Here is a 21,640-nt window from a genome sequence, read left to right on the forward strand (position 1 = left end):
AAATCATCCAATTAAAGAGCCAAACACTTAATCTACGACCAAAAGTAGAAATTATTGTCATATAAAGGGGTACAGAAGTCTTATAAAAGACCGTAAAGTTTGTTAAAAATTGTTAAAAATCTACAATTACATCTTTTTTAATACTTTGATAGGCAGTGATTTCATCAAATTCATTCAAACTTAACAAAACCATTTTTTTAAACGGATCATAGTTTTTCCCCCGCGGAAGCTTGAGCATAATCTGGAATTGATACAGGTTGTTAAGCCTTGCAATCTGTGCTCTTTCCGGTCCTAAAACACATTCTTCCGGCAGATATTTTCTTAAAATAGATCCCAAAAACTGGGAGGCCCGGTTCACCTTATCCTCTTTTCTGTGCTTAAGCTCAATCATGATAAGTTTTGTGAATGGCGGATAATGAAATTTCTGGCGCTCCGTAAGAATATATTTATAGATTTTGGCAGGATTATTCATCTTGATCAGCTGAAAAACAGAATGCTCAGGATTATAGGTCTGAATTAAAATTTTTCCTTTTCCCGAAACCCTTCCCGCTCTTCCTGAAACCTGAGTGATCAGTTGGTACGCTCTTTCCTCAGCCCTGAAATCCTGTACATACAGTAAGGAATCAGCTTTGGGAATAGTAACCAGTTCAATATGGTCAAAATCAAGGCCTTTAGAAATCATCTGTGTTCCCACGATAATATCTGTTTCGCCGTCTTCTATCTTTTCGTAGAGCTTTTCATAGGCAAATTTCTTGCGCATGGAATCTACATCCATCCGGTCTACTTCATGGTCCGGAAACAGTTTGGAGACTTCTTCGTGAATCTGTTCTACGCCTACTCCTCTTTCATTCAGCTTTTCAGACTGACATTTCGGACAGCTTTTAGGCTTGGAGGCTCTCTGCCCGCAGTAGTGGCATTTCATTTCATTGGCCGCCTTATGGTAGGTCATTACCACATCACAATTCGAACAGTAATTGACGTAGCCGCAGCTTTCACACTCAATTACATTAGCATAGCCACGACGGTTATGAAGCACGATGGCCTGATTTTTTTCATCAAGCGTTTTTTTGATCTCATCAATAAGTTGTAAAGAAAAATTACCGGAAACTTTTTTAGATTCATGGGCTTCTTTAAAATTGATGAGTTCATATTCAGGTAAATCTACATTCCCGAATCTCTCATTCAGGAAAATATATTTTATTTTGTCTTTTCTGGCGTTATAATAGCTTTCTACAGAGGGAGTGGCTGATCCCAGAATGACTCCGGCACCGTAAAGATTTCCCAAAACCAGGGCTGCATCTTTGGCGCTAAAATTGGGGGAAGCTTCTCTGGGTCTATAAGCGGAATCGTGTTCTTCATCCACTACGATCAATCCCAGATTGTGATAAGGCAGAAACAAGGCATTCCGTGTTCCGATCAGGATTTTGATATCATTCTGCTTCATTCTCCTCCAGACTTCTACGCGTTCAAAATCGGTAAGTTTCTGATGATAGAAACCAAGCTGTCTGCCATATTTCTTTTCTAATCTTTGGGTAATCTGTTTGGTAAGAGAAATTTCAGGAAGCAGAAAGAGAACATTTTTCCCTTCTTCAATACATTCTTCTATTTTTTCTAAATAAATATGGGTTTTTCCAGAGGAAGTCACGCCATGCAACAATACATTTTTACCTTCTTCAAAGGCTTCATCAATTTCAACTTTGGCCTCCTTCTGTTGGTCGGAAAGTTCTTCCAGCGCCTCAATTTCGCCTTCATAACTTTCGATCCTGTCTTTCTGCATATAATATTCCTCAACAAGATTTTTATCGGCAAGCGGTTTAAAATGGGAGCTGCCGAAATATCCATCTTCAAACAGTTCAGCTTTTTTTATAGGAATATCGGGATGTTCCGTCTGCTTTTCCAAAATCGCCAGAAAAAGGTCTTTCTGCTTGGGTGCCTTATTCAGTTTCAGAAGAATATCGGTAAGGTTCTGATTGCCTAAAACCTCATCTTTGATTTTGACGTAAGCTACTTCTTTTGCTTTATATTTTTCAGCAATTTTTTCATCAATTTCAATATACTGAAGATCGATCAGTGAATTGATCGTTTTAATAATATCTTTTTTGGGAACAAAGGCTTCAATATCGGTAAGGTTGATCAACTGGCGTACTTCCAATGCCTGAATCAGGTACATTTCATTGACATCGAGATTCTCAAAATCAACCGTAACCCCAGGTTTTAACTTAAGATAGGTTTCGCTTTCCAGCTTTAAAGAGGAAGGAAAGGCAAAACGGTAGATCTCGCCCAATTTACACAGATAATAATCTGAAAGCCAGTTCCAGAAATTGATTTGTTCTTCCGGAACGATCGGTTGATCATCCAAAATGCTGATGACTTCTTTGGCCACAAAATTCTCAGGCGCATGGTCGTGAAGTTCAAAAACAATTCCAGTATAGATTTTCTTCCCTCCAAACGGCACCAATACGCGCATTCCCGGCTGAATATCAGATATTAGCTCTTCCGGAACTTTATAAGTGAAAGATCCTTTTAAATTAAGTGGTAAAACGATTTGAGCGTACTGCAAGGGAAATTTTTAAAGTGTAAAATTAGATTTTTCTTTAGAGAACTGCAATTTTTTATTGAGATTGTATTCTGTCATTGTGAGGAGTTGTAATGAGGTTAACCTAAATAAAGTGAAAGATCTCTTTCTCGTATTTTAAACGGGACCAGAAGGCTTTCTGTTTCTCGCAGATTGAACCCATGAAGCAGATTAAAAATAATGACCCTTCTGCAAGATCTTTGCCATCTGCGGGAGATTATTTCAAAATGTAATACGATGTATTTTTTCAAATGCAAAGTCTGATGTTGAAAGCTTTTAATTTTAAGGAAAGCAATGCGTCCGGCTGCACTGTTGATGAAGCTTTATTGATAAAACGTTGGCTTAATCAAATCAAGACTCATTAATTCGACTCTTTGTTTAACGAAAAACAAGGTCTTAAAATTAATCCTGACATCAAAAAAGTAATTTTCGTTTTGCAGTTCTTTCGCTTTGCTCTGAATGATAAGTATCTGGCTCAATGTTAATTTTAGAAAAGCCATTCGGTGATATGATACCAACCCGCTGACGTAAGAAATCCCACAATAATGCTGAAACCAATAATGATATTGGTGAGCTTGGTATTGAGTCTGAACTGTTCTGCAATAATGCTTGAGGTGACCACGGTAGGCATGGCAGCTTCAAACACGGTAATTTTCGCTACATCACCTTTTATATTGAGAAGCAGGGCCAGTCCTAAAACGATTGCCGGGGCTAAGATCAATTTATACAACATTGAAGCAGACATCTGCGGAATCAGTTTTTTCCATCCGTTGAATTTCAACTGGAGTCCTACAGAGAATAACGCCAATGGACTTACGGTGGCAGCCAGTTTATCAAAAAAGGGTTCAGCTGCTGTAAAATCAATAAACTGAGATAATGTCAATGCTGCGATACAGCCAACCAGAGGCGGAAAGGTGATCAGTCTTTTGAGAATAAACAGGGCACTTACTTTTCCGGATCTGCTTCCGCCTTTTACTGCGGCAATGATTCCTAAGGTAGAAAGGGCAAAAAACATGGTCTGATCACAAATAATCGCAATACTTAGAAGGCTTTCTCCATAGAAAGCACTGATCAGCGGAAATCCTATAAAGGAAGTATTACTGTAACCACTCGTTAATTCCAATGTACTTCTGGAACGCCTTGAATAGCCTTTGCTTTTACTGTAAAACATCATAAAGAAGAAACAGAAAACGGAAATCAGGAAGGTAGCTGCAATCGGAAACAGCATTTCTGTGGTCCACTTTACTTTAGGCAGGTATTTAAAAGACACTGCGGGCAGCGCAAGATAGAGAATCCAGGTATTGATGCCTTTATGAGCATCGGGATGGATCGATTTTGTTGCTTTGAATACCATTCCAGCTATAATGCACACTGCAATCAGAACAAAATTGACCATACTATTTTAAAATATAATACGAAGTTACGGTTGATTTTTTATTTATAGACTCAAAAAAATAATTTTTATTTAAAATAATTTCAGAGAGAATATCATCCTTATAATTCAATAAACATCATACTTTAATACTACTCTATTCATCTTTAATTGCAGAATATACCAAACGAATTATGTTAAATTTTAATATTTTTTACTAAATAAATCACAAAATATTGAATAAATTATTACATTTACTAACCACAAAAAATATTCAATATGAAAAGTAGATTAATATTTTTAGCACTTAGTGTGCTACTCTTATCCTCCTGCAATTCCAATGAGGATATCACCACTTCCCATCCTGAGTCCACTCCCCAAAATCAATATGCATTGGGAGCAAAACTTGTCGATGAGGAAACGTTTAACTCTTATCAAAAAGCAGATGTAGAGGCACTGACACTGAAATTTAAAGGAAAAAGTCTGGATGCTGCTAAAGTTGCCCTTCCAAGCAGCTATACGATTCCCAGTTCAGCAGTGGGAAATCAGGGCTCCGAAGGCTCGTGCGTTGCGTGGGCTACGGCTTATGCGGCGGCAAGTTCACTTGAGCGCAACTTTAAGGGGATCACGCAAAGCAGAAGTCCAGAGTATGTTTACAACCAGATCAAAGTGGGCACATGCGCTCAGGGGGCCTATGTTACCGCGGGTCTTAATCTGATCAAAAATCAGGGAGTCTGCAGCTGGAATGAAATGCCTTATACGGATGCCGGATGTTCCACACAACCTAATGCAACACAGAAAGCTGCAGCAAGTACGCATAAGTTTACCAGTTGGGGAACCGTCAATAAAACGGATATCACAGGGGTGAAAAATTTACTAAGCATGAATCTTCCTGTCATTATTGCAGTAAGTGTGGATGACAGTTTCTACAATATGGGAAGTACGGGATGGATCTGGAAAGCCCATTCGGGACAGAATTATGGTGGACATGCCATTTGTGTTGTCGGGTATGATGACAGCAAGCAGGCGTTTAAGGTACAGAATTCATGGGGCCCGTCATGGGGAAGCAGCGGACATTTCTGGATCGACTATTCATTCTTTGCAAAAACCTCTAACGGAGCAATTAATGAGAGTTATGTAGCCTATGTTCAATAATCATACAGCACCACATTATTTTATATAAAAGAAAGCCTTCCGCAGTAGTGGAAGGCTTTTCTTTTTAGTCACATTATTGATCCTGCATCATATCCCAAAGAGTCATGACTTCGATGTTTTGTACAGGTTTTGACAGTTTGATTTTTTTTGACGTATTGGGAAGGAGGTCGAAGAAATTGTCACTATAATGTGTATCTCCCATCAGACAGACCTCTTTTGCCAAAACATCTGTAGAAATTTCAATCTCATCCGCTCCCACTCTTTTTATCTTAAGATCAGGTTTGGACAGTTGTAAATCTTTAGGCCTGGAAAAAAAATGCTGATTGGCCGCAATGACTTTTCCACCTTTATCTTTCAGGGTAAGTTGTAAAAATATTCTATTTTTATCGGATTCATTCAGTAAATTCTTAATTTCAACCGGATCGAATTTCAGAATACTTACTAATGTTTTCTCTTTTGAAATGCCTCTGGTTTCTTTTAAAACTTTTCCCTCAAAATTCAAAACTTTGATTTCCAAACTGACCCCATTGACTTCATTCAGTGCATCATTAATCGCATAAAAGTTTAACATTCCTTCTTTTTCTTCCGTCAGAATAACCTGCTGTTCAAAACTTCTCTTCATCTGATATTGAAGCGCCTTCCAGTTTCCTGAATAATCAATGGAAGACCAGGAAACAACCGGCCAGCAGTCGTTCAGCTGCCAGTATAAAGTTCCCATATTGTAAGGTTTTGCACGGCGATGGGCTTCTACAGCGATTCTCATTCCTCTTGCCTGAAGCAATTGGGAAATGTAATTGTATTTTACAAAATCTATGGGAAGCGGATAATCTCTTTTGATATATTCATTGATGATCTCCCAGCCTCGGCTATGCTTTTCATGGGCTTTGATCGTTGGGTTTTGAAGATTCAGATCCGGAGTTCCAGAAAACATTGATTTCACAGCTTCCAGACCTGGCATTCCCTGAAAACCATATTCAGACATGAAGCGGCCCACCTTTTCGTTATAGATCTCAAATGGCTGTTCTCCCCACCAAACACCCCAATAATGGGAATCTCCTTCTGTAAGGCTTTCTTTATGCCCCCATCCGATCGATGGCGAACTTGGCCAGTATCTATTTTTATCAGGTGTAAGATTCTCCTTCAATGCATTAGGAATCACTTCATGGAATATTTTTTTATAGTCTTTCCAAACTTGAAGGGAGTCATCTTTTGAGTATTTGAACTGCTTCTGATATCCCCAATTGACAATCGCTTCATCAATTTCATTATTTCCACACCACAAAGCAATCGAGGGATGATTCTGCAGTCGGTTAACCTGATCTTTTACTTCTTCTTTTATGTTGTTTAAGAATGCTTCATCAGCCGGATAAAAGCTTCCTGCAAACATGAAATCCTGCCAGACTAAAATGCCGTTTTCGTCGCATGCTTTATAGAATTCATCATCTTCATAGATTCCGCCGCCCCAGATACGGATCATATTCATATGGGCATCTTTGGCATCTTTGATCAGCTTCCGGTATTTTTCTTTGGTTATTCTGGGTGAAAAACTATCAGCAGGAATCCAGTTGGTTCCTTTGGCGTATAACGGCTGGCCATTAACTTTAAAGTAGAAGGATTTTCCAGCGGCATCCTTTTCCTGAACGAGTTCTACCGTTCTAAGACCTACTTTTATATTCTTTTGGTTTAAAGTTTTACTGTTTTTTAAAAGTTCAATATTAAAATCATGAAGATTGGCTTCTCCCCATCCATTGGGTTGCCAGAGTTTTAAACCGCTCACATCATAAGGAACACGAATTGTATTGATGCCTTTTTTGAGAGAAATGGTCTTGTTCAATTGATTAATTTTCAAACTATAATTTCCCGCCTCCCTTGCATTAATCTCTACTTCAAAATTGAAATCCAGCACTTCCGGGGAAAAGTTCTGATGGTATTTGACGTTTTCAATTTTCGCAAAATTCCAGTATTCCAACTGTATATCTTTCCAGATTCCTGCGGTTACCAGCCTCGGACCCCAATCCCAACCAAACTGATATTGGGCCTTTCTTACAAAGCTGCGGGGTGATTCCGGCATAGCAAACGGAACTTTTTTTGCCAATTCCTTTCCTTCTTTCACTGCCGATTTGAATTTGATCTGCAAGTCATTGTCCCCTTGTTTCAGGAATTCTTTTACAGGAATATTCCATTTTCTGAACATATTGTCTGTTTTTTTCAATAGTTTTCCGTTCAGATAGATCTCCGAAAAGGTATCGAGGCCATTAAAAATCAAATCAATACGATCATTTTTAAGTTCATTTGCTGAAACTTTAAAGGTGGTTTGATATTCCCAGTCTTCATTTTCTATCCACTGTACTTTTTTTTCGTTTTCATCTTTAAAAGGATCGGGAATGATTTTATTGTCCATCAGATCAAGATGAACGGTCCCCGGAATTTTCGCAGGCAACCATTTCTGTTCTTTTGTATTTTTGAACTGCCATTTCTCTGAAGACAAACTTCGCTCTGTCATTTGTGCAATTATCATGGTTTGGACAAAGAGAAAAGCTAGCAGGATCGATTTATTCATTAAGAAATTAGTTTAGAAATTTTATAAGCTTAGCTTAAAATACTTACTTTGTCATTCCGAGGAACGAAGGAATCTCTATGATGTATTGAGATTCTTTCACTCCACTTTGTTTCGTTCAGAATGACAAACGCTATTATATCACATGGAAAATTTAACTATTTTTCAAGGCAACCACTTCATCCGCGCTTGCAAAAGCGCCGCCATCTGTAATCGCTGAAGAATGAAAATAGCCCGCTTTGGTGAATTCGCGGATCTCTGCAATATTGGTTGAACGAAGTCCGCCTCCCATCAGAATTTCGATCCTTCTCCCGGCAAGTTCAACGAGTTTTTTCAGATTTTCTTTACCTTCTGAAACGTTGGGTTTCTGACCTGAAGTAAGAATGGTTTTAAAACCGCATCCGATTACCTTTTCGAGGGAATTTTCAAGATCCTGAGCTCGGTCAAAAGCACGATGAAAGGTACATGGAAGAGGATTTGCCAATTCTACTAATGTTTTATTCTGCACAAAGTTTACCTCATCATTTACGTCCAGAATACCAAAAACAAAACCGTCAACTCCTAAAGATTTCAAATAAGTCAAATCCGTTTTCATTTGTTCAAACTCTGGGTCTGAATAAGTAAAATCACCTCCTCTGGGTCTGATCATTACAAAAATTGGGATGTTAATTTCTGCTCTGAGCTCTTTTACTGTTTCAAAATCCGGAGTTGTTCCGCCTTCGCTTAATCCGTCACATAATTCTATTCGGTCTGCTCCGTTTTTAAAAGCTATGATTGCAGATTCAGGATTGAAACACGCTATTTCTATTTTTGACATTTATTGTTTATTGAATGGGTAAGAAAAATATTTTTATTTCAAGGCAAATTCCGGTTTTTCAAGACGGTTTCCCTTCTGATCATGAACGGCAAAATTAAATCCGTCCTGAATACAATAAGAACCGTATTCCCCTTTTTTATTCAAAGCAATAAAACCAACCTGGATATCTTTCAGGTTCTTATTTCTTCTTTTAGCAATATTGACAATTCTTTCTACGGCTTCTTTGCAGGCCTGTTGAGGATTTCTGCCCTGTCTCATCAATTCAACCACAAGATGGGTTCCTACTGTACGGATGACTTCTTCGCCATGTCCGGTTGCTGTGGCCGCTCCTACTTCATTGTCAACAAATAAACCGGCACCAATGATCGGAGAATCTCCTACTCTCCCATGCATCTTAAAAGCCATTCCACTGGTGGTACAGGCTCCGGAAAGGTTTCCCTGGGCGTCCAGAGCGATCATCCCAATGGTGTCATGATTTTCAATATTAGCAACGGGTTTATATTCACTGGTTTTTAACCATTCTTTCCATTCTTTCTCTGATTCCGGGGTAAGAAGATTTTCTTTTTTGAATCCCTGTGATAAAGCAAACTGAAGCGCTCCATCTCCCACCAGCATCACATGCGGCGTTTTTTCCATCACAGATCTTGCTACGGAAATAGGATTTTTAATATGCTCTAAGCACGCTACTGAACCAATATTATAGTTGTCATCCATAATACAGGCATCCAGGGTAACCCTTCCGTCTCTGTCAGGACGCCCGCCGTACCCTACACTTCTTTCAGCAGGGTCCAGCTCTACAAGACGAACTCCTTTTTCTACTGCATCAAGAGCTTTTCCGCCTTTCCCCAGAATAGTCCAGGCTTCTTCGTTGGCTTTCAGTCCGAAATTCCAGGTGGAAAGAACGATGGGCTTACCTACTCTACTATGATTATCAGGCAGATCTTTCGCGATGAGATCCAGTGGATTTACGGCAAGTGCCAGAGAAGCAGCGGCCGTTTTTTTGATGAAGTTTCGTCTACTTTGCATGTAAGATGTATTTGTGTCCCAAATTAGCAAATTTCCCGCTAGCAGAAAAGAAAAAAGACCACGGTAAGTAGTCTGTGGTCTTTTTCTTATTTTCTAATCATCAATGAGGGAGCTTATCTCTTACATAACCATATACCCACGTTCCTGCAATGGCACTGAGAAGGGTTATAGTCACCGCCAATGCACCAGTTCCGATCTGTGCGAAAAGTGGTCCGGGACATGCTCCTGTCATTGCCCAACCGAAACCAAAGATCAGTCCACCGTAAATCTGGCCTTTGCTAAATTTTTTAGAGGGTATACGGATCGATTCCCCATCTATTGTTTTAATCCTGAATTTTTTAATGATCCCTACTGAAATCATTCCAACGAAAATGGCACTCCCAATGATTCCGTACATATGGAAAGACTGCAGTCTAAACATTTCCTGGATTCTGAACCAGCTGATGACCTCAGCTTTCACGAAAATAATTCCGAATATAATTCCGGTCACCAGGTATTTCAGATGGTGGTACCATGGATGATTCAGGTTGCTTTCATTGGTACAGGCTGTATCCTGATGCCGAATATCGTTTTCTTTAAGGTCTGTCATAATTAATTTCTGCTTAAAAGTTGAACTAGAGGGAAAGAATGATAGGCAAAATAAGATTTGCCATTATAAAACCGCCCATCATAAAACATATTGTTGCCACCAATGACGGCCATTGCAGATTGGAAAGTCCCATAATAGCATGGCCACTCGTACATCCGCCTGCGTATCTTGTTCCAAAGCCTACTAAAAATCCTCCCACGATCATCATGATAAATCCTCGTAAGGTCAGCAGACTTTCAAAATTCATCAACTGTACAGGAACCAGATTGGTATAATCTGTGATTCCATAGCCTGCCAATTCGGTTTTAAGTTGAGGATTAACGGTAATTTCAGCAGTATTGATCAGAAAACGGGAGGCCATCATTCCGCCTAAGAAAATTCCCAGTACAAAAAACAGATTCCAGGCTTCTTTTTTCCAGTCATATTTGAAAAAGCTGATCCCTGCAGGAATACATGCCGCACAGATATGTCTTAATGAAGAACTGATTCCGAAGGATTTATTCCCCAGAATCAACAAAGCAGGAACGGTAAGTCCTATTAATGGTCCGGCTATATACCATGGCCATGGTTCTTTTATACTATCGAGCATTTATTTTGTCTTAATTTATTACTGCGTAAAAATGGGAATAACTGGGGAGACTGACAGCTACTTTTGTTACATAAGGTCGTTTTGGTGTTAAAAAAAAAATTTAAACGAAAAATAATCTTGGGAAGAAGGGCTGTTAAGGTTTTTGAAAATCAGAGATTTTCTGATGATTGTGTTTGAGTTTTAAAGATTATTTTCTTTTGAACCACCCCGTCAAAAATTCTTTGAATTTTTGCCACCCCTCCATGGGAGGGGAATGATTGCAGTCGGAATTAGAATTGTGGTGGTGTCTTGTAGAAGAGCAATTTTGTTTCTGCTGAATTTTAGTTTTCCGGATTTCTCCCATTGTTTAAGGAGACTTGATATTACAAATCCTATAATTTCTAATTACTTGTTCGTGGATGATATTTCGGAGGACGAAAAGTTATTAATTTAGTTATAGAAAGGCAATCCTGTTTCTGCTAAGTTTTAGTTTTCCGGATTTCTCCAATTGTTTGAGCAGTCTGGATACTACGACTCTTACAGTACCGAGTTCGTTGGCTAGCTGTTCGTGGGTGATGACAATAATTGAAGAATCGGTAAGTTCAGACTTTTTATTCAGAAGATCCAAAAGTCTTTCGTCTACTTTTTTAAAAGCAATGGCATTAATGATGTCAAGTAATTCTTCGAAACGTTTATGATAGAGTTTAAAGATGTAATCCAGCCATTCCGGATATTGTGTGATCAATAATGAAGCTTTGTCTACAGGAAGGAAAAGGATTTCCGTATCTTCTTCCACTTCTGCTTTTACGATGCTTTTTTCATTGTGCATTCCGCCTAAAAATGACATGATACAGCTTTCTCCGGCTTTAATGTAATACAGCAAGATCTCCCGTCCGGCCTCATCGGTTCTGATGACTTTGATCATTCCTTTCATAATGATCGGGATCGAGCGTATTGAAGTGTTTTCATTCAGAATATGATCTCCTTCACGGTAGATTTTGGCTGTGCCATATTGGTAGAGCTTTTCAACAAGTTCGGGTGAATTGGCAAATTCTGAGGAGAGGATATCGTTCTGCATAATGTCTGGTCTCTATTAAAGTCTAATTTACACCAATTTCATCTACAAAAAGCCAGGCTTTTGAGTCGGCTCCGGGATTTCCGGCAGGAATAATGCCTGCATTTTCAATGATCAGCTTAATGTATTGTGAGGTCTGGTTTCCTACGTTCAGTTTTATTTTTCCTTTTGAATTCTGAATTTCCTGTCTTCCGATCTCCTGAATCATTTTAAAATTCTTACCATCATCGGACCCAAAAATCTTTGCAGATTTTGCCAGATGAATCCAGCTTCCTTTATTTTCCAGGGTATTAAAATAAACTTCCGAAAAGGATGTTTTTTGGCCAAGATCAATAGTTGCGACTACATCTTTACCCTGAAAGCCCAGCCATGTTTTACCCAGCTGTCTTGTATTGCCAATAATTCCGTCTACTAAGGTAAAAGCACCACCAAAAGAATAGTTTTCACTCGGTTGCTGTTCTAATGTGATTGTTTTCCCTGTAGTTTTGGAAACCGTAAATTCCTGTGAAGAAACTGCGCTTTTCAGTTTTCCATCCTCAAAATAGGCGGATTTCACCGACATCGATTTTGTAACAGCGACAGGTTTCTGATAGATCTGTGAATTCAGTGAAGGCTCTGTTCCGTCGGTGGTATATCTTATTCCTGCCGGATCCTGTGATACGGTGAGCTCATAAGCAACACCTTCATTGGCAGGAACTACTTTTCCGGAGATATTGTAAATGCTTTTTGCATAATTGACCTTCATTCTATCCAAAACTTTGAACTGGCCAATGACCCTGCTTTCAAATTCTTTGTAATTTTCAGGATCTGCTGTTCCCCATCCTACTTCGGAAAGCGCCATCAGTCTTGGGAATATCATATACTGTACCTGCTTAAAATCTGTGATGTATTCCGTCCACAAATTGGCCTGGACACCCAGGATATATTTTGCCTGTTCAGGATTCAGTTCTGAGGGAACGGGATTATATGAATAGACTTTATCCAAAGGGGTAAAGCCTCCGAAAGCATTAGGTTCCGACTGCGGATCTCCCTGATAATGATCAAAATAGCAATACGCACCGGGCGTCATCACTGCGAAATGTCCGGATTTTGCGGCTTCTATGCCTCCATTTACGCCCGTCCAGCTCATGACAGCGGCGTTTGGAGCGAGACCTCCCTCAAGGATTTCGTCCCAGCCGATGATCTTTTTGCCTTTACTGTTTACATATTTTTCAATTCTGTGAATGAAATAGCTTTGCAAGCCATGTTCGTCTTTCAGATTATTTTTCTTAATCAGTTCCTGACAGTGGGGGCATTCTTTCCATCTTGTTTTCGGACATTCATCGCCGCCGATGTGGATGTACTGGGAAGGGAAAAGTTTCATAACCTCATCGAGAACATTTTCGAGGAAGGTGAATGTTTGTTCTTTCGGACAAAAAACATCGTCAAAAACACCCCATTTTGTAGCGGATTCAAATGGGCCTTTTGTACAGGCCAATTCCGGATACGCTGATAAAGCGGCTAAGGCATGTCCCGGCATTTCAATTTCCGGAACGACCGTGATATGTCTTTGCTGAGCATAGGTAACGACATCCCTGATCTGCTCCTGGGTGTAAAAATAAGGTCCGTAAGGTTTTCCGTCAAAAGTATTGTCAACATAGGCACCCACCATAGATTCTTTACGTTTTGAACCGATCTCTGTAAGTTTTGGATATTTTTTGATTTCAATTCTCCAGCCCTGATCGTCTGTAAGGTGCCAGTGAAAAGTATTCAGCTTGTACATCGACAGATAATCGATATACTGCTTCACTTCGTCTACATTGAAGAAATGTCGGCAAACATCAAGATGCATTCCACGCCAGGCAAATTTTGGATAATCTTTGATCTTTACAGCAGGAATTTTCCCGTTTTCAGCATTCTGAATAAGCTGGAGCAGTGTTTGAATACCGTGAAAAAGCCCTGCATCATCCTTTCCAGTTACAGATATAAAGTCTTCTGTTACATTAATCTCATAATCATAATCTTTCTTTTTGTCTTTGTCTACCGATATAAAAATTACATTTGTTCCGTGTGTTCTTTCATTTTTTGATAAATCAAGATGATTCGTTTTATTTAAAGATTTCAAAAAAAACTGGTACTCAAAAGATTTTTCATCCCCCTTTACAGCTGTTGTCTTACTTACAACAAATTCTCCTCTTGAGAACTCAACACTTTGGGGATAAGGGATTAGATTTAGTTTTGTCTGAGCGCAAAAAATACTGGAAAAAAGAATAGAAAATAGATAAAGAAAACGTCGCATCTAAGTATGATTAAGGTTTTAGCTAATATAATTATTTTCCAAAACTCTTGTATCCATTTTAACTTATTAAATAATAAAACATCTAAATTTGTAAAAAAATACAATGAGAAAAAGCATTTTACTGGCCGCAGGATTATTATTTTCAATTTCTACGCAGGCACAGCTGTTAGATATCATCAAATCTACTGTTAAAACTAAAACAGGGGTTGATCTTGATAAACCGGTGCAAACCAAAAGTTCTACAACCAGTACAACTTCAACCACGGTTACCACTCCAGCCAAAACTTCTCCTATCAATCTCGGGAGTCTTACCTCAACTCAGATTTCATCAGGATTAAAGGAAGCTCTGAGCCTGGGAGTAACGGATGGAGTAAAAAAGCTGGCATTAACGGATGGATTCTTAAAAAATGAAGCGGTTAAAATTTTAATGCCTGAAAAATTAAGAAAGATTGATACCACTTTGCGTTCTCTGGGAATGGGAAGTCTTGCGGATGAAGGGGTAAAGTTATTGAACAGAGCTGCTGAGGATGCGGTAACAGAGGCTGCTCCTATTTTCACGAAAGCGATCACCTCCATGACCATCACCGATGCTAAAAATATTTTATTAAGCAACGACAATGCGGCTACGAATTATTTACAGACCAAAACGCAAAGCCAGTTGTTTACCGCTTTCCAGCCTAAAGTGAAAGCTTCGTTAGGAAAAGTAGGCGCTGATACCGTCTGGAAAAACTTAATCTCCAAGTACAATACGTTTACAGGACAGTCTGTAACAACGGATCTTAATGAGTATGTGACGACAGAAACCATCAATGGTGTTTTCAAAATGGTAGCGGACAAAGAAAGCGGAATCAGAAATACTCCGGCTATGAGAACAACTTCTATTTTACAGAAGGTTTTTGGAGCACAGGATGCAAAATAGAGGTCAGATATGAGATGTTAGATCTCATTGGAGGTTTACAATTGATTAGACCTTAAAATATAAAAAAATGCTGTTTCAGAAATTGAAACAGCATTTTTCTTTTGCTCTGAAACAAAAATTATTTTTATATGCTTCGACTATTCTCAGCATGATATCTCCGATACGATCTTTAAACGTTAACAGTCAATTTTTAGCAGTATATTTCTGATTATAGATTGAGGGTTTATGTATGAAGTTTACGAATCGTGTTCAATTACATTAAAATTGCATTTCAGGAATTTCACCTTCGATGATAAGATCGGCTTCAGTTGATTTTACAATATGTTCTACTGAAACCCCCGGTGCTCTTTCTATGAGTTTGAATCCTTCAGGAGTTACATCTAATACTGCCAGTTCAGTCACTACTCTTTTCACGCAGTTAACCCCTGTAAGCGGAAGGCTGCATTTTTTCAGTATTTTGCTTTCTCCGGCTTTGTTTACGTGCATCATTGCTACGATAATATTTTCAGCAGAAGCTACAAGGTCCATCGCTCCCCCCATTCCTTTGACCATTTTTCCGGGAATTTTCCAGTTGGCAATATCTCCGTTCTCTGAAACTTCCATCGCTCCAAGGATGGTAAGATCTACTTTCTGGCCACGGATCATCCCGAAACTGAAGGCTGAGTCGAAAAATGACCCTCCAGGCAGAATGGTAATGGTCTGTTTTCCGGCATTGATGATGTCGGCATCTTCCTCCCCTTCGAAAGGGAAAGGTCCCATCCCGAGAACTCCGTTTTCACTCTGGAATTCTACGGAAATGCCCTCTGGAACGTAGTTCGCGACCAAAGTTGGGATTCCGATTCCCAGGTTTACATAATAACGGTCTTTCAGTTCTTTTGAAATCCTTTTAGCAATTTGTTCTTTTGTAAGCATAATAAAAACTTAAACTGCAATTTAATTCTTTTCACTTGAATACAAAAGGCCTTTGTTATTAAGGTTGAGATAAAGGTAAAGATAAATACTGAAGCCAGAAAGGTCTCTAGTGAATTGTGCTTCGCAAGAGAATTGTGAAGACTTTCCAACGCCAAGATCCGCTTTACACAACTCATCATGTATAACTCATAACTTTCCAAAACACTCCTACTTTACTACCCTCCAACCCATACCCGTACCCGTACCCTATAACGTACAGCTTTTATCAGCATCATATTAATTTTCTTAATCCGAACTCAGGTTAATACTGTAAGTCAAAATAATATCTCTAATTTTGCATCATTATTTATTAGAATGAAAATACTTTTAAGATACCTTAAACCTTACCAATGGCTCATTGCCCTGTCTTTGTTACTGGCAACCATTAATCAGGTTTTTTCTTTATTTGCTCCTGCTATTACAGGGAATATCCTGGATAAGCTGGTTACACATCCTAATTTTTTTGATAAGGAAAAACTCTTACCCAGAAATCTGAATCAATATTTATACGGAAACGGAATTTATCACGGTGTTTTTTACTTTCTGGGATTACTTATCGGAACAGCAATGGTGAGCAGAATTGCCAAAGCTTTCCAGGATTATGCGGTAAGTGTGATCACCCAAAAGTTTGGGGCAAAAATTTTCACAGATGGGTTAAAACATTCAATGGCGCTGCCTTATCAGGAATTTGAGGACCAGAGAAGTGGTGAAACGTTATCGATTTTAACGAAGGTAAGAGAAGATACTGTAAAATTCATTACCAGTTTCATTAATATTTTCTTCGGAATCCTGGTCAGTATTATTTTCGTTTCTATCTATGCTATTCGCCTGCATTGGTCGATCATGCCGGTGTATATCTGCGGAATTTTTCTCATCGCATTCATTACCAATTTATTGAGTAAAAGAATAAAAAGCATTCAGAAAAACATTGTTTCAGAAACGACGGCTTTAGCGGGAAGTACTACAGAAAGTTTAAGAAATATAGAAATTGTCAAAAGTTTGGGGCTAACGAATCAGGAAGTGATCCGTTTAAACAATAATACGTACAAAATTCTGGGTCTTGAGCTGAGAAAAGTCAAAAGTATCCGTTCATTAAGCTTTATTCAGGGTACGATGGTTAATTTTCTTCAACAGATTATTACCATGACGTTGTTACTCCTGATTTTTAAAAATATTGTTACTCCGGGACAGTATCTGTCTCTGATGTTTTATGGTTTCTTTATTTTCGGACCTATGCAGGAAATCGGGAACATTATTATTTCTTATCGCGAGGCTGAAGCTTCTCTTCAAAATTTTGATCGGCTAATGAAAAAAGAAGTGGAGGAAAAACCACTTCATCCGAAACAAATTGGCGCGATCGAGGAATTAGAGTTTAAACATGTTTCTTTTAAACATCAGTCTGCTCAATATAAAGCTTTGAATAATATTTCTTTTGACGTTAAAAACGGAGAAACCATTGCTTTTGTAGGGCCAAGCGGATCAGGAAAGAGTACTTTGGTAAAATTGCTGGTTGGTTTGTACAGACCTCAGGAAGGCAATATTTTTTATAATATGGTGAATGGAAAAGAGTTTGATTTTGATGAACTGAGAAATCAAATTGGTTTTGTTACTCAGGACACCCAACTTTTTGCAGGAACCATAAAGGAAAATCTTCTTTTTGTGAATCCTAATGCTACAGAATCCGATCTGGAAATTGCCTTACAGAAATCAAGCTGTACTGCGCTGCTGGAAAGAGCCGAAAAAGGGATTGAAACTGTTATTGGTGAAGGCGGACTGAAACTAAGTGGTGGGGAAAAACAAAGAATCGCCATCGCCAGAGCTCTTTTAAGAAAACCTCATTTATTGATTTTTGATGAAGCTACTTCTGCTTTGGACAGTATTACGGAGGAAGAAATTACCTCTACGATTAAGAATATTTCTAAAGAAAAGGAACAGATCACGGTTCTGATCGCGCATCGTTTAAGTACGATCATGCACGCAGACCGGATTTATGTACTTGAACGCGGACAAGTGATAGAAATGGGATCACACGATAATCTGATTGCCGAAAAAGGCCTGTACTATGCCATGTGGCGACAACAGATCGGGGAAAGAAAAATGCTCATTTCACCGGAAGCATAAAAAAAGCGCTGAACTCTATTTCAGCGCTTTTTTCAGATATATTGTCTAGTCCTTGAAAACGATACCCAACAAAGAATTTTATTCTTTTGTTCTCACCGTTCTCTGCTCAATTCTTTTCTCAAAATTTTCACCCTGGAAAATTCTTTGAACCATAATACCCGGAATATGAATCTCATTAGGATCCAATTCTCCCGGCTCTACCAGTTCTTCTACTTCAGCAATGGTGATTGCGGCTGCACCAGCCATCGGATGATTGAAATTTCTTGCCGAACCTTTAAAGATCAGATTTCCTACGTGATCTCCTTTCCAGGCTTTTACAATGGAAAAATCAGCTTTGTAGGCATGTTCCAGAATATGAGGCTTTCCGTCAAAATCTTTTACTTCTTTTCCTTCGGCAATTTCAGTTCCGTAGCCTGCAGGAGTATAGAACGCAGGAATTCCAGCCTGTGCCGCTCTGCATTTTTCCGCTAAAGTTCCCTGTGGGGTAAGCTCTACTTCAAGTTCTCCGGACAGCATTTGTCTTTCGAATTCTGCGTTTTCGCCTACATAGGAAGAGATCATTTTTTTGATCTGTCTTTTCTGAAGCAACAGTCCCAATCCAAAATCATCAACTCCTGCATTGTTTGAAATACATGTCACGTCTTTTACATCACTGTCTACCAAAGCATTAATTGAGTTTTCCGGGATACCGCACAGACCAAATCCGCCCAGCATTAAAGTCATTCCATCCTGAATACCTTCGATGGCTTCCTTTGCATTTTTTACTCTTTTATCTATCATGAAATATTAGATTTTTCTGTCCGTTAAATTTAATAAATTTTATCCAATATCCTAAGCCAGGAATGAATGATGTTTTCATGAAAACAATGAACAAAATAAATAAGGGAAAAATTCCGGGTTTTTACGGAGCTAATCAGCTTTAAATCCTTCTTATTTCTCAGCAAATTGATTTATATTTGACCGTGAAAAATCCGACTGGATTCCAAGCTCGTTTCACTATTTTCAATCCTACTTTATATTTTTAATTACTGAATCATTTAAATTTTAATAAAACATGAAAAAATTATTTACATCAGCAGTTCTTGCCCTGATTCTCAGCATTGGTGTCGGTGCCCAGGAAAAAGTCTATTTTGACGAAAACTGGGAACAAACCACCCCGGATAAAATGGAATTTTACCGTGAAACAGAGAATAAAGGTAAGCTTACTTTGATTAAAGATTTTTATAAAAACGGAAAACTTCAGATGGAAGGGCTGGTATCCAATGCGACACCTGGCAGTGAGATCTACGAAGGCAAAGTAATCTGGTACAATCCTGAGGGTAAAATTTTAAGTACAGGAACATTTTCGGGTGGAAAGCAGGTAGGACCGGCTCAGACTTTTGATGAAAAAGGAAGACCTGTGGAGGATCTCATTTATAAAGCAGATGGAACTTTTAAGGGAAAAATGTACACCTATAAGGACCCGGAACTTTCTTCTTTCTACAACAGCGTTACGATTTACGAAAATTCCGACACTTTCAAAACGATAGCCTATGATGAGGATATCAAAGGAATACGATATGAGATCACGACGGACAGTAAGGGAAAGTATGAAACTAAATATTACGGTGATAAGGGAAAACATATTGGTACCAGCAATGCAAACAGTTCTGATGACAATCTGCTAGTCGAGTATTATTATAATCCGATGAGGGTATCCAAAATTGAAAAACAGAAAAGTGACGGAACGATAAAAGAAAGCGTCATCTATTCAAAAACCGGAAAAATTCTCCAGGAAGACAAGAAAAATAAAAAAGACGGCTATAAGATAACCTATGATGAAACGGGTAAGAAAATAGGAAATCTCACCTACGTTTATGATAAGGAATCCAATTATTACAAACCTCAGGATGGCGAAGATTATCAGTTTAATTATGATCTTTCCGGCTACACTGCAATGGATGTGTACAAAAATGGATCGGTTGTACTGAATAAATATTTTGATGACAATGGAAAACTATCTTCGGAAAAAGTATTAAAAGATGACGCCCTACAGGAAATCAGATATTATCATCCGGACGGAAGACTGAAAGGGACTTTAACTTATAAAGATGATATGCCTTACAATGGGACTTTGTTTGAAGAACTTAACGAACAGCAGTATAAAGATGGTGTTTTAGTTGTTTCAAAATCTTTCAGAGAAGATGAAAAATTAAAGTCGGAGAAAAAACTGAATGCCAAACAGACCGGATATGATTCTACCGTGTATGATGAAAAAGGAGGAATTGCCTATACCTATGCTCAGCCTTTTGAAGAAGGAGAAGGTTTCACTGCTCAAATTGTACAGTATGTGAAAGGCAAACCGGCAAACAAAGCCGTTGTAAAGGGCGGAATTCTTCAAAGCGGAAAAATCAGATACAAAACTGAATCCGGAATAAAGGAAATGGAACTCAGCGGAAAATGGATTCTGCTAAAAGTGTATACGATGGAAGGAAAACTCGTTCAGGACTCAAAAATTCTTGCAGATGCTGAACCACAGGACCCTTATGGTGCTTTGAGTACGGCTTTACAGGAGGATGATCTTCTGTATGAGTTTTAAAAATATTATTAAGTTTAATATAAAATCGGCTGTTTGTAATGGCCGATTTTTTTTGTGGAAAATTTAAACCTTTGTATCTGTTTTTTTGACGCAAAGGATGATTAATTGTACTGAAAATTTAAGGGTTGTAAAGAGGAATCAACTTCGTTGATTTGATGAAGCGAAATGTCTGACTGCATGAAAAAATATGCGAAATCCGCGGAATCTGCGGGAACTTTTTTTAACCACGCGATTGGATGAAGCGAAGTGTTTAAGTACATAAAAATTTTCAAAAACTAAACTAAAGTGTAAAGGGTATGTAAAACTATTTATCTTTTTTTGCATTTAAAACTTAAGCGACTATGAATGAAGAACTTTGCTCAAACTGTAAGCAAAATATAAAACCTAAAAGAATCGACGGACATTATATCCTCCATGAAATAGAACACGTTTTACATTTTGACAGAGGTATTTTGTATACCATACGAGAGTTATTCATAAGGCCCGGCGAAAACATCAGAAATTTTATCCGTGAAAACAGAAGCCGGCTTGTGAAACCCGTGATATTTATTATTGTCACATCGCTAATCTATACACTTATCAATCACTTTTTTCATATCGAAGACAGCTATATAAAAATTGATGGTGCAGGAGATTCGAAGCTCAATGCCATTAATAATTGGGTTCAAAGTCATTATGGATATTCCAATATTATTATGGGTGCGTTTATCGCTTTTTGGCTAAAAATATTTTTCAGAAAATACGATTACAATTTTTTTGAAATACTGATCCTTCTATGCTTTATTCTTGGAATGGAAATGCTGATGTTCTCTTTTTTTGCCATTGTTGAAGGATTCACAAAATATCATCTGATGCCAGTTGCTGCAGCGATCGTGTTTGTCTATTTTTCCTGGGCTGTAGGTCAGTTTTTTGATAAGGGTAAAGTAGCCAGTTATTTTAAAGCCCTTGTTTCCTATGTATTGGGAATGATTACTTTCGGTGTTTCGATCATGATTTTAGGAGCTTTAATGAACTTAATTTCCCATTAAAAAGTAAAAGAGATGATCATTGTTATTTGTA

The 21,640-nt window shown here is 38.4% G+C and carries 16 protein-coding genes; 5 read left to right on the top strand and 11 right to left on the bottom strand.

Annotated elements, in window-relative coordinates; all coding sequences use genetic code 11:
- Positions 1-112 precede the first annotated feature (112 nt).
- Positions 113-2,560 (bottom strand): replication restart helicase PriA, encoded by a 2,448-nt coding sequence (priA, locus tag BW964_RS06590; protein ID WP_076505840.1) that lies wholly within the window; start codon positions 2,558-2,560, stop codon positions 113-115.
- 502 nt (positions 2,561-3,062) lie between these two features.
- Positions 3,063-3,971 (bottom strand): AEC family transporter, encoded by a 909-nt coding sequence (locus BW964_RS06595; RefSeq protein ID WP_076505842.1) that lies wholly within the window; start codon positions 3,969-3,971, stop codon positions 3,063-3,065.
- A 255-nt stretch (positions 3,972-4,226) separates the two neighbouring features.
- On the opposite strand from BW964_RS06595, the gene BW964_RS06600 reads away from it, so the two are divergent.
- Positions 4,227-5,102: a C1 family peptidase gene (locus BW964_RS06600; RefSeq protein WP_076505844.1), complete on the top strand. Its 876-nt coding sequence runs from the start codon at positions 4,227-4,229 to the stop codon at positions 5,100-5,102.
- 73 nt (positions 5,103-5,175) lie between these two features.
- On the opposite strand, the gene BW964_RS06605 is transcribed toward BW964_RS06600, so the two are convergent.
- The 7 genes from BW964_RS06605 to BW964_RS06635 all read right to left on the bottom strand — a co-directional run bounded on the left by BW964_RS06605 (position 5,176) and on the right by BW964_RS06635 (position 14,012).
- A complete protein-coding gene (locus tag BW964_RS06605; RefSeq protein WP_228431990.1) occupies positions 5,176-7,620 on the bottom strand; it encodes a beta-mannosidase in 2,445 nt (814 codons plus the stop codon).
- 193 nt (positions 7,621-7,813) lie between these two features.
- Positions 7,814-8,476, bottom strand: coding sequence for a copper homeostasis protein CutC (locus BW964_RS06610; protein ID WP_076505848.1), 663 nt, complete (start codon positions 8,474-8,476; stop codon positions 7,814-7,816).
- A gap of 33 nt (positions 8,477-8,509) precedes the next feature.
- Positions 8,510-9,502 (bottom strand): isoaspartyl peptidase/L-asparaginase family protein, encoded by a 993-nt coding sequence (locus tag BW964_RS06615; protein WP_076505850.1) that lies wholly within the window; start codon positions 9,500-9,502, stop codon positions 8,510-8,512.
- Positions 9,503-9,602: 100 nt separating this feature from the next.
- The gene (locus BW964_RS06620; RefSeq protein WP_076505852.1) at positions 9,603-10,091 is read right to left on the bottom strand and encodes a DUF6691 family protein; all 489 of its coding nucleotides are present in this window, start codon (positions 10,089-10,091) and stop codon (positions 9,603-9,605) included.
- Positions 10,092-10,116: 25 nt separating this feature from the next.
- Positions 10,117-10,680 carry a YeeE/YedE family protein gene (locus BW964_RS06625; protein WP_076505854.1) on the bottom strand — a complete coding sequence of 188 codons (564 nt, stop codon included), beginning with the start codon at positions 10,678-10,680 and terminating at the stop codon, positions 10,117-10,119.
- Between the two features lie 433 nt (positions 10,681-11,113).
- Positions 11,114-11,737, bottom strand: coding sequence for a Crp/Fnr family transcriptional regulator (locus BW964_RS06630; protein ID WP_076505856.1), 624 nt, complete (start codon positions 11,735-11,737; stop codon positions 11,114-11,116).
- 22 nt (positions 11,738-11,759) lie between these two features.
- Positions 11,760-14,012: a glycoside hydrolase family 20 protein gene (locus BW964_RS06635; protein ID WP_076505858.1), complete on the bottom strand. Its 2,253-nt coding sequence runs from the start codon at positions 14,010-14,012 to the stop codon at positions 11,760-11,762.
- A 103-nt stretch (positions 14,013-14,115) separates the two neighbouring features.
- Between BW964_RS06635 and BW964_RS06640 the strand changes: the two genes are divergently transcribed.
- Entirely contained in the window at positions 14,116-14,931 is an 816-nt protein-coding gene (locus tag BW964_RS06640) for a DUF4197 domain-containing protein (RefSeq protein ID WP_076505860.1), read from the top strand.
- 258 nt (positions 14,932-15,189) lie between these two features.
- Here BW964_RS06640 and BW964_RS06645 read toward each other — a convergent pair whose 3' ends face one another.
- Positions 15,190-15,843 (bottom strand): CoA transferase subunit B, encoded by a 654-nt coding sequence (locus tag BW964_RS06645; protein WP_076505861.1) that lies wholly within the window; start codon positions 15,841-15,843, stop codon positions 15,190-15,192.
- 354 nt (positions 15,844-16,197) lie between these two features.
- On the opposite strand from BW964_RS06645, the gene BW964_RS06650 reads away from it, so the two are divergent.
- Positions 16,198-18,003, top strand: coding sequence for an ABC transporter ATP-binding protein (locus BW964_RS06650; protein ID WP_076505863.1), 1,806 nt, complete (start codon positions 16,198-16,200; stop codon positions 18,001-18,003).
- A 78-nt stretch (positions 18,004-18,081) separates the two neighbouring features.
- On the opposite strand, the gene BW964_RS06655 is transcribed toward BW964_RS06650, so the two are convergent.
- Positions 18,082-18,783, bottom strand: a complete 702-nt coding sequence (locus BW964_RS06655; RefSeq protein WP_076505865.1) for a CoA transferase subunit A — start codon at positions 18,781-18,783, stop codon at positions 18,082-18,084.
- Between the two features lie 274 nt (positions 18,784-19,057).
- On the opposite strand from BW964_RS06655, the gene BW964_RS06660 reads away from it, so the two are divergent.
- The gene (locus BW964_RS06660) at positions 19,058-20,581 is read left to right on the top strand and encodes a toxin-antitoxin system YwqK family antitoxin (protein WP_076505867.1); all 1,524 of its coding nucleotides are present in this window, start codon (positions 19,058-19,060) and stop codon (positions 20,579-20,581) included.
- Positions 20,582-20,922: 341 nt separating this feature from the next.
- Positions 20,923-21,609, top strand: coding sequence for a DUF3667 domain-containing protein (locus tag BW964_RS06665; RefSeq protein WP_076505869.1), 687 nt, complete (start codon positions 20,923-20,925; stop codon positions 21,607-21,609).
- Positions 21,610-21,640 lie beyond the last annotated feature (31 nt).

This window comes from Chryseobacterium shigense, from assembly GCF_900156575.1.
GTDB lineage: Bacteria > Bacteroidota > Bacteroidia > Flavobacteriales > Weeksellaceae > Chryseobacterium > Chryseobacterium shigense.

Bases quoted from the DNA above. Each gene is read 5' to 3' on its own strand.
- BW964_RS06595 (WP_076505842.1), bottom strand. From the start codon at position 3,971: ATGGTCAATTTTGTTCTGATTGCAGTGTGCATTATAGCTGGAATGGTA.
- BW964_RS06600 (WP_076505844.1), top strand. From the start codon at position 4,227: ATGAAAAGTAGATTAATATTTTTAGCACTTAGTGTGCTACTCTTATCC.
- BW964_RS06605 (WP_228431990.1), bottom strand. From the start codon at position 7,620: ATGATAATTGCACAAATGACAGAGCGAAGTTTGTCTTCAGAGAAATGG.
- BW964_RS06610 (WP_076505848.1), bottom strand. From the start codon at position 8,476: ATGTCAAAAATAGAAATAGCGTGTTTCAATCCTGAATCTGCAATCATA.
- BW964_RS06615 (WP_076505850.1), bottom strand. From the start codon at position 9,502: ATGCAAAGTAGACGAAACTTCATCAAAAAAACGGCCGCTGCTTCTCTG.
- BW964_RS06620 (WP_076505852.1), bottom strand. From the start codon at position 10,091: ATGACAGACCTTAAAGAAAACGATATTCGGCATCAGGATACAGCCTGT.
- BW964_RS06625 (WP_076505854.1), bottom strand. From the start codon at position 10,680: ATGCTCGATAGTATAAAAGAACCATGGCCATGGTATATAGCCGGACCA.
- BW964_RS06630 (WP_076505856.1), bottom strand. From the start codon at position 11,737: ATGCAGAACGATATCCTCTCCTCAGAATTTGCCAATTCACCCGAACTT.
- BW964_RS06635 (WP_076505858.1), bottom strand. From the start codon at position 14,012: ATGCGACGTTTTCTTTATCTATTTTCTATTCTTTTTTCCAGTATTTTT.
- BW964_RS06640 (WP_076505860.1), top strand. From the start codon at position 14,116: ATGAGAAAAAGCATTTTACTGGCCGCAGGATTATTATTTTCAATTTCT.
- BW964_RS06645 (WP_076505861.1), bottom strand. From the start codon at position 15,843: ATGCTTACAAAAGAACAAATTGCTAAAAGGATTTCAAAAGAACTGAAA.
- BW964_RS06650 (WP_076505863.1), top strand. From the start codon at position 16,198: ATGAAAATACTTTTAAGATACCTTAAACCTTACCAATGGCTCATTGCC.
- BW964_RS06655 (WP_076505865.1), bottom strand. From the start codon at position 18,783: ATGATAGATAAAAGAGTAAAAAATGCAAAGGAAGCCATCGAAGGTATT.
- BW964_RS06660 (WP_076505867.1), top strand. From the start codon at position 19,058: ATGAAAAAATTATTTACATCAGCAGTTCTTGCCCTGATTCTCAGCATT.
- BW964_RS06665 (WP_076505869.1), top strand. From the start codon at position 20,923: ATGAATGAAGAACTTTGCTCAAACTGTAAGCAAAATATAAAACCTAAA.